Here is a 15759-nt window from a genome sequence, read left to right as displayed (position 1 = left end):
CCCGCAGAATCGGTGGCCTTTCACCACGGTAATTCGATGGCGTGTGCGAAGACGTGTGATCACTCTGATCCAATGACAGTTCCGAAGCATCAGATCCGAGCCCTGCACACAGACCGTTCGATCACCGTCTACCAGGCGTACTCGCCGGTGATCGGCCTTCCGGCGGTCCGAGACGGCTGTTTCCCGGCGGAGTGGCAGCGGGATCGGATGACGTGGATCAAACCGTCGTTCCTGTGGATGATGTACCGCTGCGGGTGGGGCAGCAAGGAAGGCCAGGAGAGTGTCCTAGCCATCGAGATCACCCGGGAGGGCTTTGAATGGGCACTACGACACGCCTGCCTGTCGCACTACGAGCACGGCCTCCACACCGACCGCGCTGAGTGGAAGCGCCAGTTGAGGCGAGCTCCCGCCCGGGTGCAGTGGGATCCTGAACGTGACTTGCACCTTCAGCCGCTTGCGCACCGATCACTCCAGCTCGGCCTCACCGGCGAAGCCGCACATCTCTATGCCGACGAGTGGATCGTCTCCATTGCGGATGTCACACCGCTGGCGCGCAGGATCCACAGCCATGTACGAGACGGAGAGCTGGACATCGCGCGGCAGCTCCTGCCGCCTGAACGTCCCTACCCGGTGAGCGACGAAGCTCTGGCGCACCTGCACCGATAGGTCAGCACCACTATCAGGCGACCGTCGCGCCAACCTCATTCACGCGTTCAGCTTGCGGAACGCCGACGCCGACTGGGCTGCTTTCAGCCTGGGTGCCGGGCAGTATGACGGTGCGGCTGATCTGCTGTGGGACGACGTGAAGTGGTTCTTCGATCCGCATCTGATGGGACCACTGCCGGATGTAAGTGTCCCTGATGCCTCGGGGCGCGACTGGCAGGACCTGCTGGATCTCGTCGTCGAGAGGGGTTGGAGGTGCCAGTACTCCGAGGGAGAGAGGGTGCTTGCCCTGCCTCGCGCGGAGGCTGCGCTGTCTCGACCGGCGGATGCTGAGTGCCCGAACCTGCGTGTGTGGCTGACCGCTGACGTGCTGGCGATCTTCCGCTTCTACTCGGACGAGGCGATCGATTTCGACGTTGATCTGCGCGAGTTGCAGGGGCAGGAGCGACTGGATGTGTTCTGCAGTTTCCTGCGGGAGATCGGGCGGCGGTTGGGTAAGCCGGTGCTGATGCATCCGGAGGGCGCCGATGGTCATCCGGTGCTCGGATTCGACGTCGCAGCTGATCGAGTCGTTCTCCTGGCGGAGCCGCTGGCCAGGTGACTCCTGGTGAGGGAGGAAGTCCGGGGGAGAGGGGCATCGTGGAGCAGCAGCCGTTTCAGCCTGCGAGGCGGTGTGCGAGGTGAAGCAGGTCGGCCAGGCGCAGTACCCGTCCGTTGGAGCCGGGGAGGGGGACGTGGAGTGGCTGGGTCCAGCGGGCGGGGATCGCGTCCAGCCCGTAGTACGCCCCCGCCAGACCGCCGGTGACCGCGGCGACGGTGTCCGTGTCGCCGCCGAGGTCGATTGCCGCGCGTATCGCGTCCTCGAAGCTGGTGGTGGTGCGCAGCGCCCAGACGGCGGAGCCCAGGCAGGGCCAGACGGCCCCGTTGAACTCGGTCGCCTGATCGGGGTGCCAGTCGGGCGTGAGGACGGTGGCGTAGCGGTTGCGGTGCTCGGGGTGAACGAGGGCCAGGATGTCGGGGAGCGCGGTGAGGGGGTCGGTGTCTGCGAGCATGAGGCGGATGAGTTCGTGGAAGATTGCGGTGCCTTCCCAGGCCGCGCGGTCTCCGTGGGTGAGCGCGGCGATGCGGCGGGCCGCGTCCATGGTGGCTTCCTGGCCGGCGGCCGCGAAGTAGACCGCGGAGGTCGAGGCCCGCATCAGGGAGCCGTTTCCCGCTGCACGTTGGTTGACCTGGAAGTGGATGGCGGCGGCGAGGTCCCAGGGCATTCCGTTGGTCAGGACGTCTTCGGTCTGCAGGCCGATGTCCTTGGGCTCTGACGTAGCCCACCGCTGGAAGCGGGCGAAGATGTCCGGTAGATCCAGTCCGCTCCGCTCCAGGAGGGATTGCGCGACCAGGACGGCCATTTGCGTGTCATCGGTCGCCTCACCAGGGTCCCAGCCACCGCCTCCGCACATCTCGCCGCCGGCGCCATGCGCGGGAAACCGCGCGGAGAACGTTCCCGGCGGACCGAACTCGAACGGGCCGCCCAGGGCATCACCCACCGCTGAACCGACGACCGCGCCGGCGGCCCGCTGAATCCGCTTCATCCGTGCAGGCTATCTGCGCTCGTTACCAGGCACGCCTCGCCACCGTGCAGCACGCTCAAGGCTGGGGTGCGCTGGATAGACGTGGCTCGACATACCGGCCTTTGCCGACGCAGAAGGCGGCTGCCAGCACTGGACTGACGATTGAGGCCCTGGCCCTGTTCAGCTGCACGATGGCCAGATGAGCCGGCCGTCCGCAACGGCCGGAAGAGACGTGGGCATCTTGTCGGTGAACCAGGTGCACTCCAGGGCCGCGAGCGTGGCTCCGCGGTCCGTCCATACGAGGATCTCGCCGACGTACGCGCCGGACGGGTCGTGGACGGATACGTCGACGGGCACGAGTTCTGTCGGCGGTGACGAGCAGCTGCTCCGCGGCCGGGTCCAGCGCCACGACCACGATGACCAGCCCCGGTTCGCTCACCCATCGAACCTGCGCCGAACTGGCCGGCAGTCCGCTGTGGAACAGACTGCAGCTGTACATCCACGGCTGGCCGGACGAAGTCGACGAGAGCGGCGCGCCGACTACCGAGCTTTCCCGGAGGCCCGGCGCCCGCAGCCCTGTACGACCCGAGACCAGAGCGCCTGAGGGGAGCTCCCCTGCGTCGCTTCCCTGCAGTCATCGTCCGGGAGCAGGTGGCCCTGTCCTTGACGGTTGTGAGGCGTCGGTGAGGTCGGCGCCGTGAGCGGCGTCGCGCTCGGAGGTGGCGACGCCGCGCCAGTCCAGGCACATGACGGTCGCGTCGTCGTCGAGGTGGCCGTGGCTGGCGTCGACGATCGCTTTGATGAGAGTGCGGGCGGCTTCGCGGGGGTGCAGTGCGCGGGTGCGGGTGATCAGGTCCGACAGGTCGAGGTCCTCGGCGTTGCGCTCGAGCATGCCGTCGGTCAGCATGACCAGCCGGTCACCCGGGCGGAGGTCCAGCTTCTGCACGCGGTAGGTGTTGGCCTGCGATGCGTAGAGACTGACGCCGAAAGGGAGATCGACTTTCGGGTGGATCTCCTGGACTTCTCCGTCGCGCATCCGCAGCGGCCACGGATGCCCTGCGTTGAGGAACTCCGTCTCGCCGTGGATCAAGCTGATGCGCAGCAGTTGGCCGGTGACGTAACCGCTGCGGCCGTGGTCGCGCATGGCTCGGTCGGCCTGGCGCGCCTGTTCGGCGAGGTCGGCGCCCTCCCTCCGAGCTCGCCGTAGGGCGCCCACCACCAGGGTGGCGAGCAGAGCCGCGTCGACGTCGTGGCCCATGGCGTCGGTCACCGACAGCTGGACCGTATCCCGGTCGATCACGTAGTCGAAGGTGTCACCTCCAACGTGGTCGGCGGGCTCCAGGGCCCCGGCGACCGCGAACTGTGCCGCCTCGCAGGCGAGCGACGCCGGGAGCAGGCGGTGTTGGATCTCGGCTGCCAGGTTCAGCGGCTTGGTGCGCCGGCCCCATTGGTACACGTCTGTGTGGGACCGGTTGGCGATGACGATGTACGCCAGCGCGTGCGCGGTTTCGGCGATCTCTCGCATCACCTCCGCCCCCGGCGGCGCGGGAAGAAACAGTTCCAGAAGTCCGATGGCGTCTCCGCGGTTGGTCACCGGGGCGACGACTCGCACCAGTCGGCTCTCGCCTCGGTGCTGCACCTGTGGCTGTTGGCTGCGGATCACATCGTCATACAGGGTGCCGCGCAGCGGGATGCGTTGGGCCGGCTCATCGGTCTCGACACTGTCCGCCGCCCCCAGCCGCACGACTGAGCTGCCGGTGAAGTCTGTGATCAGAAACGACACCGACGCCGCTCCGAGGTGGTCCTTGAGCATGCGCGCGACCACGTCGAGCGACTCTACGGGCGCCGCGGCCTCCGCCGCCTCCAACACTCCCGCCAACGTCAGCGCCCTCCCCCTGAGGCTCTCGCCCGCGAGAGGACGAGAGGCCCACCCAGCGTCCGACTCTCCTGCGGTCACAGCGACCCCTTGTTGCTCGATGCCGACCCGGAATATTCGGCCCGGATACGCGAAGGTCCGCGCCGGGGGCGGCACCGGCTGGGCCCATTGCACCATGCGGATCTGGGGTCCCGGGCGGTTTGGCCATGCCCACCGCGTCTCTCTCGGATCGTCCAGAGGCGGAACGGGTATCGGCAGCGCCGCACGCTGTTGTCGAGCGCGCCGATGTCGATGTCGGGCCACTCGGCAGTCGAATTCCGGGTGCGAGCCTTCACGGGTGGCGGCCTCCCCGCCGGGGCAGTCAGACGAAGTTGCGGGCAGTGCCGGCCTGGAGCAGCGCGTGGTTGTCCCCGAGCATTCAGCTGGAGGAACACCGTCTCCGGAAGGGCGGCCTGGAGCGGCCCTCCAGTTCGCTGTCCGTGTCGTCGCGGTCCGGGAACGGCGGCTCTTCCTGTGCCGGCAGGTGGACCTCGGCGGTCCGGCCTCGGCCCGCGGCGACGGGCCGTGGTCAGGATGGAGCACAGGGGATGCACCAGGTCGTAGTGAAGCTGCTGGGTCACCAGCAGCGGGCCGGCACTCGTGGGCGGTGGCGGCGGACGCTCGCCGGGGATCGCCACCATTCAGGGACTCGAAGTCAATGGTGTCCCGAACATGTGGGGCCAGCGACCACAGGTACCTCCTCATGCCCGCTCCTTCGACCTTCGTCGGCTGACGCCCTTACTCGGCAGGGGCGAAGAGGCGTCGCGAACCAGCGAGTTGCGTAGCCGACGAACTGCAACCGAGCGGGGGATGAACCGGACGAATGTAAGAGCTCACTGAGCTGGCAGTCCAGCGCAGGCACGCTCTCTTCCGCATCGAGGTGCGGTGTGGGATCAGCATGACCGCCGCCAATCTGCGCGGGCACCGGCGAGGCCAAGCCGAATCCATCAGCGATCTGTCTGCCGACCTGCTCCGGGACAGCTGCTGCGAAAGCAAGGCCGTCCCGGTCGGCCCGAACTTCCGCCAACTGCTTTGGCAGCCGTTCCTCGGGGTCAACCCAATGTCCGCGACGCCGCCGCGCCCGCACTGGGTACCCTCGAAGACCTCTCCGCGGGTGGGTCCTGCACGGTCGATGAGGCTGCCTGCGCCTGCGCCTGCGCCTGCGCCCTCGCTTCCGCCTGGCCGCTCCAGGGCCGGGCACCGACCCGCTGGGGACTGGCATTCATAGTGCGGGTCGGGCAGGGGAGTACGGCGTCAGGTGGGCGTGGAGTTCACGCGGTGTCTGTTCAGCGGCTCGCGGCCGGGGCTATCGCGGCGGTCCCGTGAGCAGCTCCACCAGTTCGGCGCCGCGGCCGGTCAGTCGCTGGCGCACTTCGCGGCCGTAGCGCTCTCGTTGGAGCAGGCCTGCCGCTTTGAGGTACTCGCAGTGGTAGGTGATGGTGCTGACCCCGGTGTTCAGTGTGCGGGCCAGTTCACTGACGGTTGCGGGGGGTTGCACGGATCGGAGGACGCCTGCCCTGACGGGTCCCAGCAGCTGAGTGAGACCGTCCTCGCGCGTGGGCTGGTGTTGCGATGGGTCCAGACGCCTCAGTCCCGGCAGCGGGTAGCTGAACCAGACCACGTCGTCGCGGTCGAGACTGTGCATCGAGACGGCCGTAGCGGAGACGACGGGGACCAGCACCAGGCGGCGGCCGGCGAGTTCGAAGACTTCCGTCGTGCACTGTGGCAGCTCGAGCGCCCCGTCCACGTAACGCACCCGAGGGCTCAGAGCGGTCAGCACCGCGCCGAGGTTGCGGCTGACGACGGCGGAGCCCACCCGCTCGGTCTCCTTGCCCAGCAGGGCGTCCGTCCGCGCCCACAGCGGCTCCAGGCGCCGCCAGACAGCGTCGGCCACCTCGTGGTACGCAGCGAGGAAACGGGCGGGATCGTCCAGGACCCGCTGCCAGCTTGCAGGCACCGCGTCACCGAACTGCCCGCGCACCTCGGCCGCGAGGTCGTCGGGGTCGGCCTCCCGCAGCTGGGACAGCACGGTCCCCATACGGGTGGCACGCACGTCGCCGGTCAGCGCCAGGACGTCGGGCAGCCAGCCGTGTCCGGGCCCGAACAGGGGGCGGATCACGTCGGCCGAGGCGGGCAGGGCGGATGCGACCGTGCTCCGCCACCGCCCCGGCACCCCGTGCCGCGCACCTCCCAGCACCTCGTGCAGCACGGGGAAGAGGGTGGCGCCGGGGGTCCGGGCCACCTCCACGTGCACCTCGTCCAGTGGGCCCAGTAAAAGACGACTACCGGTCAACAGAGAATCCCCGTCGTGACGATGAAGCGTTATTCGTGCTCCGACCGGCACAACACCGTGCGGCGGGATGTCCTTCCCCGGGACGTCGGTTTCTGGCCACCGTGGGGGAGGGGCGCGGCGACGTTTCGGGGATGTTCGAAAAGCTTGTACGGCGCCGAACCGCGGGTGACGCTGGCCGCACGAGGGACGCCGCCCGCACCGGGGCTTCCCGGAATCCATCAGGGGGAATCAGATGATGCACAGGACGAGTTCCCGCCCGCTGGCCAAGATCATGATGACGGCAGCGGTGGGTGTGATGGCCGCCACCGGTATGGCGGCTCCGGCCTCCGCAGCAGAAGCTCCGCAGGCCGAGCGGACGCACATGGGCGCCCAGTGGGAGACGGTCACCACGTGGGTCCAGGGCAATGTGCGGACTGGGCCGTCGACGGATTACTCCATCGCTTACACCGTCGCGGCGAACCAGAACCTCACCGCCGTGTGCTGGCTCGAGGGCGGCACCGTCTCCGCCAACGGCTACACCCACAACAAGTGGGTGTACCTCTCGGACAACAAGTACATCTGGGGCGGCTTGCTCAAGGGCAACGAGGTGGGCAACGTCAGCTCCCTCTGCTGGTGACCCGACGGCCGCTCCCGCAACTCACCGCGGGAGCGGCCCTCCCCGCTTTCGCGGGCCATCAGCGACCGGCCGGTGAGCGCACCGGTGCCCGACGTGTGGTGATCAGCCCGGCGGGCAGGGCTGTCCGGTTCGGGCCCGCCCACCAGCCCGCTGGCCCCATGGTGCAGCGGTGAGCGACGAGACGATGCGCCCGGCCACCCCGTTTTCATCGCCGGATGTTCCGCCTGGCACGCGGCAGCAGGTGCTTCCTCGACGTGCTCGGCATCCTCCACCGCAACGGGTCCGCGAGGCGAGGTGTGCGCCCCGGGCCTTACCGCTTCCGATCCGCTTCCCGGGGCGCTGCTGTCAACCGTAAGAATCATGGTGCGAGCCGGGGCCGCTGCCGGTGAACTCAAAAGACTTTGGCAGGCGAGTGTCTCAGGACACGAGCAGGCGTAGGCCGAGGTCTGCCGTGTGTTGGTTGGTGAGGTGGTGGTTGCGTTCGGCCCATCGGCCGGAGTTGAGGTCGTCGCTGAGGTGTCGTACGGCCCGCTGCTCGGCTTTCGGCCCGACCTTTGTCCATACCGACATCGCCCGGCGCACGTGGTCGGTCAGGTACGCCTCGGGGCGGCGCCAGTAGGCCTCGAACAGTCCGTCGGCGCAGTCCCATGGGACGGGCACTGGTTCGGTGCGGGCGCCGGTGGCGTCGGCCATGGCGGTGAGGGAGGGGAATGGGGTGAGGAGGGTGGCGAATTCTGGCAGGTAGTCGCGGGTCAGCCAGAACCGGTTCTGCCATCCGGGTTCGTCGGTGTCGAAGGTGAGGACGACAGTGCGGCGGGCCACGCGCCGCATTTCGCGCAGCCCGGCTATGGGGTCGTGCCAGTGGTGGACCGTGGAGACGGCCATGGCGACGTCGAAGGAGTGGTCTTTGAAGGGCAGGTGTTCGGCAGTGGCGGCTATGCACGGGGCTGAGCCGGCGGGCCGTTGTGCCCGCATGAGTGCGGAGGGTTCCACTGCGGTCACGTCGCGGCCGACGGGTTCGTAATTGCCAGTGCCGGCCCCGACGTTGAGTACGGTTTGCGCGTCCCCGAGCGCGTCCAGGATCTGTGCGGCGATCCGGGGATCGCTGCGCCGGGTGGCGGTGTAGGCGCCGCCGATGGCGTCGTACAACTGTGCACCCAGCAGGTGCAGTTGCTCTTGCGGTGTCACCGTTACTCCCTTGGCCCGTGCGTCAAGTTCCCTGTCGATGGCTGCGACCATGGCGTCGGTGTGCGCACGCTGCTGCAGGAGCAGGCCGCGCAAGTGGTGCAGGTGCGCGACAGTGTCGGCGGTGGGGTCGTTGACCAGGTGCGCGATCTCCCGCAGGCCGAAGCCCAGTTGCCGGTAGGCCAGTACTTGCCTGAGCCGCTGCACGTCGCCTGCGGCGTAGGCCCGGTATCCGGCTGGCGTCCGCGCTGAGGGGTGCACGAGCCCGATCGCGTCGTAGTGATGCAGTGTGCGGACGCTCACGCCGGCGAGTTCGGCCACGCGTCCCACGGTCCAGTGATCTGCCACGGCTTCGACTATGCAGTCTGACGTCACGTGAGGGTCAACAACCGCGCGCAGGGCAGCAGGTGCCGTAGCGCAGGTCGGGACAGGGAGGTGGTGCGCCGACGTGGAGCGAGTCGGTGGAGCTTCCCCTCAGCCACCCCTGCGAGGAGGGCTCGGTGCCGCCGCCTGCTGCGCAAGGGCAGGCACGGCGGCCGGCCCCCGGTGATCCACACCAGCGGGTCCGACTTGCCGGCCTGCCCTGGGTCTTCAAACAGCTGGCCGCGGCGGGATCACTCCCACCTGATGTGGCCACACTGCCGCAGGTCGGTGCGCCCCGGGGGGAGGCGTGATGTTCGCCTGCCCGTGCTGGGGCCGGTGAAGGACACCGTCACGGAAGTCGATGTGATTCCCACCTCGCCGCCGTACCACTTCGACGTCCGTACAGGAGCGGAGAAGGCCCGTCAGTCATGAGGGTCGCAGCGCGCGAAGGAGTCGTGTTGATCTGCTGACGGTCCGGCGGAGAGCTGGATGTGGCGGCTCAGGGCCCCATGCACGGGGAGGGGACACCGGGCAGCTTGTTGTCCGGGTGCGCGATGAAGTAGCTGGCCATCCAGCCGTAGGTGCCGCGGGTGTGGTTGTCGACGAAGACCCAGTAGGGGTTGGAGCCGATGGTCTGTCCCAGTGTCTGGCAGTGGACTTCGAGTTGGTCGCCCGGCTGCGCCTGGCCGGTGACGTCGGGGCAGTTGGTAGTGGAGGGACTTTCCCCGCAGGCCCACCCGTTCACGCGTTTGAGGTCGTTGCGCAGGTTTACGTCGGTCGCCCAGGTCGTGAACAGCGAGCCCGCGGCTTGCTCGCTGGAGACCGCCTGCCGTGCCGGGGCGGTGGAGGGGGACGTTTGGGCGGATGCGGTGCCGGCGCCGAGGAGCAGAGTGCCGAGCAGAGCCGCGCTGCCGCCCAGGCGGGCGACACGGCGCAGTGCCGTTGTCATGTGGGTTTCCCTTCGACGGGCTGACGTGTGCGCCGACCGGATCGGGTCGGCGGGGAGTGAACGTCAGCACTCAGAAGACGGGATCGAAGCCCGTCCCGTATGAGACCCGCCCGGAGGAAAAGCGTCCGCCGCAGCGCTCATACGGCTCCCCTCTCGCACCAGTCCCTGAGACGGGACGGCGCCATGCCGCCCCGGGCCGACCACGCCCCCCTGTGGGGTCCCTGCATCTGACGGAGAGCTTGACGATGTCCCTGCTCAGCACCCGTGTCGCCGCCGTCGGCATCGCCGCTGGCGCCGCTTTCACCCTGCTCGCTTCCGCCACAGCGGCCGAGGCCCGCCCTGACGCGTTCCACGTCTCGTTGCAGCCCAACAGCAACGTCCGGACCGCCCCCAACACCCAGAGCCAGGTCCGCGTCAACACCGGTCCCACCGTGGACCGGTTCGAGATGTACGGCATCTGTTACGTGTACGGCGAGACGGTGACGGCGGGTGGATACACCACCGCCGTCTGGTACGCCGGCAACATCTACGACAGTCAAGGCGGCCAGTACAACGGCTACTACGTCTGGGGCGGCAACGTCAACGTCGGCACCGACCCCGCCGACTCCGTCGACCCCTGCTTCTGACCGCGCCTTGCGCCCGCCAAGACCGCGCCCCCTGTAACCCGTGAAGGGTTGCGGGGGTGCGTGGCATTTCGTCCGTCCGCGGACCTGCCGATCTGGAGACGGCCATGGCGACGTCGTCAGCGCGTGGGGTTGCAGCCCCGTCCAGGGGCGCGGCACGCCTGGACCTCCGGCCGGTGCCGCCCACACCGCCCCGCATGGCCCGTGCCGTTCACTGAGCTCAGCGTCCGGAACCGGCATTGAAGGGGCGCGGCTTCCCAAGGTCGAGGGCGTGACATCACAGACTGCTGCCCGGCGCTCAAGCTTCCGTCATCCAGTGTCACCTTCGACGCGGCGAGGGACACAACCGTGTCCGGAGGTCCGTCGGCACTCGCGCGTACAGATTGCGTTAAGGAGTTGCCGGGACGGTCCTGGCGGTCCATGGTGCGGATTACGCTGCTCAAGCCCGCGATGAGCGGTGAGGCTCCCAGTGGCATGCCAATGCTGCGGCTCACGTCCCGATCTGCCCCTGGAGGGCGTCCTCTTCATGTTTGAGCGTCGTCTGCGCGGCCTGCGCGCGTTCACCTCCTCCACCCCACGGGCGCCCGACGGACAGGAATATGTCGGGAGAGCAGTGTGATCAAGGACGCGGTACGAGGAGCCGGCGCACCCCAGGCCTTATGACATGCCCTTGGGCACTGCGAGGGATCCGTACGGGGCGGCCTGAGGCGGCCTGCGTCGGTGTTGTCGGTCGCGGTGATCATCACTGCCAGCAGCAAGTTCCGGGCTGGTGGCCGGAGGTGTTGTGGGCGGACCGCAGACGTGATGACCGTTTTTGAAGCGCTGTGGTGCTGCCGGAGGAGCGGTCCCTCGGGGCCGTAGGAGAAAGCGATGGGAATGTCGAAGGACACGCAAGGTCTGGCTGTACCGGAGGTCGTGGACAGTCCGGCGGTGCGGGCCCAGCCCACCAGTGCATCCGCGCGGTGGCTGTTGCGCCACCAAGTGCAGCCGGTGGGGCCGGCCGCAGGGGAAGGACATGCGCAGCCCCAGGCGTGGTGGAAGGTGATGTGCCTGACCGGCGTCGATTACTTCTCCAGCCTCGCCTACGTCCCGGCGATCGCGGCGCTCGCTGCCGGGGCGGTCTCTCCGCTGGCGACCTTGCTGATCGTTGCGCTGACGTTGCTGGGGATGCTGCCGATGTACCGCAGGGTGGCGAAGGAGAGCCCGCACGGCGCCGGGTCGGTGGCCATGCTGGAGGACCTGCTGCCGTTTTGGTGGGGCAAGCTGTTCGTGCTCGTTCTGCTCGGCTTCGTCGCCACCTCCTGGATCATCACCATCACGTTGTCCACCGCCGACGCCTCTGTCCACGTCGTGGAGAACCCCTTCTTCCCCGCGGTGCTTCACGGCCATGAAGTAGCCCTCACTGTAGGACTGCTGCTGATCCTCGGCGGAGTGTTCCTCCTCGGCTTCAGCGAGGCGGTCAAGGTGGCCATTCCCCTGGTGGCGGTGTTCCTGGCGCTCAACGCCGTCATCATCGCCGTCGGGCTGGCCCACGTGATCAGCACCCCGGGGGCGTTCTCCGCCTGGACCGACGCCCTCGGGGAGATGGGTGGCTTCGGGGATCTGGCCGGGCCCGCCCTGCTGGCATTTCCGCTGCTGGTCCTGGGCTTGTCGGGCTTCGAGACCGGTGTGAGCATGATGCCGCTGGTCGCAGCGGAGGGCGCCGATCCCGAACAGCGCCTGCGGTCCCGGATCCGCAATACCCGCAAGCTGCTCACCGCCGCCGCCCTGATCATGAGCGTCTACCTGCTGGCTGCCAGCTTCGTCACCACCGTCCTCATCCCCGAGGAGGAGTTCGAGGCGGGCGGTGCCGCCAACGGCCGTGCGCTGGCGTGGCTGGCCCATGAACACGTCGGCGAGGCGTTCGGCACTCTCTACGACATCAGCACCATCCTCATCCTGTGGTTCGCCGGCGCCTCCGCGATGGCCGGGCTGATCAACATCGTGCCCCGCTATCTCCCCGACTACGGCATGGCCCCGGAATGGGGGCGTGCGGTACGGCCCGTCGTCATCGTGTACACGGCCGTGTCCATCGGCATCACCATCGCTTTCGACGCCGACGTCGACAAGCAAGCCGGCGCCTACGCCACCGGCATCCTGGCCATGATGGTCTCCGGCGCGTTCGCCGTCACCGTCTCTGTCATCCGCCGCGGACGGCGCCTGGCCGGTACCGGCTTCGCGGCGTTGACCGCGATCCTGTTCTACGCCCTGCTGGCGAACATCGTCGACAAGCCCGACGGTATCGCCATCTCGGGCGTGTTCATCGCCGGCATCATCGCCGTGTCACTCATCTCCCGCGTCTCGCGCACCACCGAACTCCGCGCCGACCGCATTGTCTTCGACGAGGTCGCACGCGAGTTCATCACCGACACCCTCGCCCACGACGAGTCCATCAACATCATCGCCAACCGACGCCAGGCCGGAGACGCCGCCGAATACGCCGCCAAGGAAGACGAACAGCGCCACATCAACCCCGTCCCCGGCCGGGCCGACGTGTTGTTCCTGGAGATCGACGTCGTCGACCCTTCCGACTTCAGCGAAGCCCTCACCGTCCACGGGGTGGAAATCGACGGATACCGCATCCTGCGCGCTCAGGCCCCAGCGGCGCCCAACGCCATCGCCGCGATCCTCCTGGCCCTGCGCAACGCCACCGGCGTCCAGCCGCACTGCCACTTCGCCTGGGCCGAGGGCAGCCCCCTGGTGCACATGTTCCGCTACTTCCTCCTCGGCCGCGGGGACACGGCCCCGGTCACCCGAGAGATCATCCGCAAGAACGAACCCGACCCTTCACGCCGCCCCGGCATCCATGTCGGCGGATGACCCGCAGTCCACCACAGCGTGGGCCGCTGACAGGACGACGGAACATGCGAGCTGTTGGGGAATACGGAATGCGGTTCACCATCATCAGCCTGATGATCGGAGCCGTCGTCCTCGTCACGACAGGGGCCCTTATGGACTGGTGGTGGCTCATGGGCATTGGTGCATGGATGCTCATCACCGCCGGCCTCCTGGAAATGATCTACCGCCCCTGACCTCTCCCGCCCGCAGTTGAGGGGGGACGCGGGCAGGTGAATTGGCTCGACGGTGCAGGGCCGCATGCCGCGTTCCCCACCCCCTGGCAGGCGGGTGGGTCAGCCGGTCGAGAAGTCGGCGAACTTGGCGCCGCTGACGGCGACAGGCAGACCGTTACGCCATCATGCGGCGGCCTGTCGGTTCGGCCGGCTCGCCCTCCGTCGACTGGCCGCCGCCCGCGTCACTGCCGTTGACGGGGCGGCGCCTGCTTCGATGCCTGGCCCTACTGGTCGCGCTGGGGCCACACGGGGCCCTGTTCGGTCCAGGTGACACCCTTGTTGCGGCAGAGGCAGAAGGGGTGGCCGGTGGGGTCGGTGTAGACGCGGAAGCCGTAGCCGTCGGGGTCGGTGATGTCCCGGTGCAGGGTCGCGCCGAGGGCCAGGACGCGGCGCTGTTCGGCTTCGATGTCGTCGACTTCGAAGTCGAGGTGGAACTGCTTGGGGTGCTCGCTGCCGGGCCACTGCGGGGGGCGGTAGTCCTCTACCGGGGTGAAGGCCAACTCGATGTCGCCGAGCTGGATCCCGGCCCAGTGCTCATTGCTGCCGTCCTTGACCGGGAGCCCTGTCACCTCGGAATAGAAGGCCGCCAGCTTCATCGCGTCCGGGCAGTCGATGATGAAGTCGGTGAGTCGTAGCATCCGGTGATCTTGCCATACGTCTGATGAGCCCGACACCGGGTGGAGCCGGCGCTGTGGCATGCCGCATGTGCACTCGAAGTCCTCGACGAACGGCCGGATCAGGCCCTCGCGCGCCTGCTGTGCGAGGTCCGGGTAGTCGAGGGCGTCGGCGATCGGCCTGGCGAGGGGGGCGTGCGGGGGCGGGGAGAGCAGGCCGGTGACGGCGGCGCAGCGGCTCAAGCCGGGGCGTCCGGGTGCCAGGGGCAGGCATGAACTCGGCTGCAATATTGCCGGTCTCGGGCAATGTGTCCGTCGACGCGTCCTGCCAAGATCGGTGGACCGCACGTGGGTGCGGCATCGGGGAACGGGGGTCAGGGCAGGTGCGCCTAGTCAGAGAAGGTGGGACGGCCGGTCAGCGAGTGATCAACCACGGCGTGCCTCCCGCCCGTGGCCATCGGGTGAAGGCCGCAATGGCCGTGGCGGTTTCGGCACTAATGCATCTGCTGACCGGTGCACTGGTCGTGGGTGGCACGCTGTTGATCATCTTCGGGTGGGCAACGATCATCCAGCCCGTCCTCGGGCTGCTCCTGATCTGCCTGGCCGTACAACTGCGGCCCCGCCGCAGCACGGTGGACGGTGAGCGGCCCCTACGGCGAGCCGATGCACCCCAGTTGTTCGCGCTGGTCGACGAAGTCGCACACGTGCTGGGCACTCGCACCGTCGATGTCATCCAGTGCACCCACCGCTTTGAGATCCGCGCCGTGCCATTCGGCATGCGCGGGAGACGCCTCGAAATCGGCCTCGCCCTGTGGGAGTTGCTCACGCCGCAGCAGCGCATTGCCTGCCTGGCTCATGAACTTGGGCATTTCGCCACCGGTGACGTAAGGCACCACATGATGGTGCGCACCGTGCTTCCCCTCCTGCACAGCGCCGCTGCGCCGTCCGAATCGTCGGCGGCCACCATGCGAGAACAGGCATTGGCCGCATCTCCCGTGAGCCGGCGTGCGGACGAAATGGCTCATGCCGCTGCTCGCTTCCGGGTGGACAGCGCCCTGTCGGGCTGGGCTATATGGCTCGCCACCTGGCCGCACAAGCAGATGGCCCGCCTGGTCCAAGGCCTTGCGGCGTCCGTGGCCGAGGAGGTCGAGTACCGCTCGGACAGGCTTGCCGCCCAGGTGGCGTCCACGGAGGCAGCCGTACAGGCACTGCAGTGCCGTGGCCTGTCGGGTGTGATGGGCGCCGAGTTGCGCCGGTTGGCCGTCGAGGCGCGGACCTTCGACCGCCCGCATGCGGCTGAAGGGCTGTGGCAAAAGCTCGCCGCCTACGCCGGAGAGGTCTCTGGCGATACGTTCCCGCCCGATGTCCCGCAGGGGCGGATCGGCATGCTCAGCGCGGCCCCGCAGTATCCGGCCATGGTGACGCTCGACCGCAGCGCCGCAGAAGGGGTGGAGCGAGAGCTGGAACCTGGCAAACGGGCCGTCGCGCAGCGGTTCATCCGGGACAGCACCGCCCTGGTCCGCTGACACGCGCTGCTGCCCTGTCGCAGCGCCTTGAGGACCGTAAGGAACTCGGGGGGCGTGAGACTTCGGGCAGGCCGACGGAACATCTGTGACCGAGGGTCGTTAGTGGGGCATGACAGGAACTGGCCGCACGCCGTCAGGCTCGATGGCGCCTACACGGTCCATGACTTCCACGCTCCGCCCTACCGTTCCCCGACCTGCTGCCGTGCTCCCCGAGGCGCGCGACCTGATGGGAGTTCGGCAGGCAGTCGACGAGGTGCTCGAACGCTTCCTCGGCACCAAAGAGCATGGCCCGTACGGTGCCCATACTGCGGCAGGCGGCGTAGCCGTGAGTGACTCC

Annotated in this window: 14 protein-coding genes; 7 read left to right on the top strand and 7 right to left on the bottom strand. The window is 68.4% G+C overall.

Annotated features, from left to right (window positions below; genetic code table 11):
• Window positions 1-72: 72 nt before the first annotated feature.
• Both M8H82_RS18890 and M8H82_RS18885 read left to right on the top strand, forming a co-directional pair.
• Window positions 73-666: a DUF4291 domain-containing protein gene (locus tag M8H82_RS18890; RefSeq protein ID WP_250075565.1), complete on the top strand. Its 594-nt coding sequence runs from the start codon at window positions 73-75 to the stop codon at window positions 664-666.
• A 163-nt stretch (window positions 667-829) separates the two neighbouring features.
• The gene (locus M8H82_RS18885) at window positions 830-1264 is read left to right on the top strand and encodes a hypothetical protein (protein ID WP_250075742.1); all 435 of its coding nucleotides are present in this window, start codon (window positions 830-832) and stop codon (window positions 1262-1264) included.
• A gap of 55 nt (window positions 1265-1319) precedes the next feature.
• Here the strand turns inward: M8H82_RS18885 and M8H82_RS18880 are convergent, their stop codons facing one another.
• From M8H82_RS18880 to M8H82_RS18865, 4 genes are all read right to left on the bottom strand, one after another.
• Window positions 1320-2249 (bottom strand): ADP-ribosylglycohydrolase family protein, encoded by a 930-nt coding sequence (locus M8H82_RS18880; RefSeq protein WP_250075563.1) that lies wholly within the window; start codon window positions 2247-2249, stop codon window positions 1320-1322.
• Between the two features lie 159 nt (window positions 2250-2408).
• Window positions 2409-2585: a hypothetical protein gene (locus M8H82_RS18875; RefSeq protein ID WP_250075561.1), complete on the bottom strand. Its 177-nt coding sequence runs from the start codon at window positions 2583-2585 to the stop codon at window positions 2409-2411.
• A 277-nt stretch (window positions 2586-2862) separates the two neighbouring features.
• The gene (locus M8H82_RS18870; protein ID WP_250075740.1) at window positions 2863-4113 is read right to left on the bottom strand and encodes a PP2C family protein-serine/threonine phosphatase; all 1251 of its coding nucleotides are present in this window, start codon (window positions 4111-4113) and stop codon (window positions 2863-2865) included.
• Between the two features lie 1336 nt (window positions 4114-5449).
• The gene (locus M8H82_RS18865) at window positions 5450-6436 is read right to left on the bottom strand and encodes a helix-turn-helix transcriptional regulator (protein WP_250075559.1); all 987 of its coding nucleotides are present in this window, start codon (window positions 6434-6436) and stop codon (window positions 5450-5452) included.
• 232 nt (window positions 6437-6668) lie between these two features.
• Between M8H82_RS18865 and M8H82_RS18860 the strand changes: the two genes are divergently transcribed.
• Window positions 6669-7052, top strand: a complete 384-nt coding sequence (locus tag M8H82_RS18860) for a hypothetical protein (protein WP_250075557.1) — start codon at window positions 6669-6671, stop codon at window positions 7050-7052.
• Window positions 7053-7469: 417 nt separating this feature from the next.
• Here M8H82_RS18860 and M8H82_RS18855 read toward each other — a convergent pair whose 3' ends face one another.
• The gene (locus M8H82_RS18855; protein WP_250075738.1) at window positions 7470-8567 is read right to left on the bottom strand and encodes a MerR family transcriptional regulator; all 1098 of its coding nucleotides are present in this window, start codon (window positions 8565-8567) and stop codon (window positions 7470-7472) included.
• A 532-nt stretch (window positions 8568-9099) separates the two neighbouring features.
• Entirely contained in the window at window positions 9100-9549 is a 450-nt protein-coding gene (locus tag M8H82_RS18850; protein ID WP_250075555.1) for a hypothetical protein, read from the bottom strand.
• A gap of 245 nt (window positions 9550-9794) precedes the next feature.
• Here M8H82_RS18850 and M8H82_RS18845 point away from each other — a divergent pair, with 245 nt between their 5' ends.
• The 3 genes from M8H82_RS18845 (at window position 9795) to M8H82_RS18835 (ending at window position 13243) form a co-directional block, all read left to right on the top strand.
• Complete coding sequence (locus M8H82_RS18845) at window positions 9795-10175, top strand: hypothetical protein (RefSeq protein WP_250075553.1); 381 nt, start codon at window positions 9795-9797, stop codon at window positions 10173-10175.
• 867 nt (window positions 10176-11042) lie between these two features.
• Complete coding sequence (locus M8H82_RS18840) at window positions 11043-13031, top strand: amino acid transporter (RefSeq protein ID WP_250075551.1); 1989 nt, start codon at window positions 11043-11045, stop codon at window positions 13029-13031.
• A 68-nt stretch (window positions 13032-13099) separates the two neighbouring features.
• Window positions 13100-13243 (top strand): hypothetical protein, encoded by a 144-nt coding sequence (locus M8H82_RS18835; protein ID WP_250075550.1) that lies wholly within the window; start codon window positions 13100-13102, stop codon window positions 13241-13243.
• Window positions 13244-13506: 263 nt separating this feature from the next.
• On the opposite strand, the gene M8H82_RS18830 is transcribed toward M8H82_RS18835, so the two are convergent.
• Window positions 13507-13920, bottom strand: coding sequence for a VOC family protein (locus tag M8H82_RS18830; RefSeq protein ID WP_250075736.1), 414 nt, complete (start codon window positions 13918-13920; stop codon window positions 13507-13509).
• Between the two features lie 398 nt (window positions 13921-14318).
• Here M8H82_RS18830 and M8H82_RS18825 point away from each other — a divergent pair, with 398 nt between their 5' ends.
• Window positions 14319-15422: a M48 family metallopeptidase gene (locus M8H82_RS18825; RefSeq protein WP_250075548.1), complete on the top strand. Its 1104-nt coding sequence runs from the start codon at window positions 14319-14321 to the stop codon at window positions 15420-15422.
• The last annotated feature ends 337 nt before the right edge of the window (window positions 15423-15759 follow it).

The sequence above is a fragment of the Streptomyces sp. YS415 genome, from assembly GCF_023544665.1.
GTDB lineage: Bacteria > Actinomycetota > Actinomycetes > Streptomycetales > Streptomycetaceae > Streptomyces.
The sequence above is the reverse complement of the archived record's forward strand: the minus strand, read 5'-3'. Positions and strand labels throughout refer to the sequence as shown.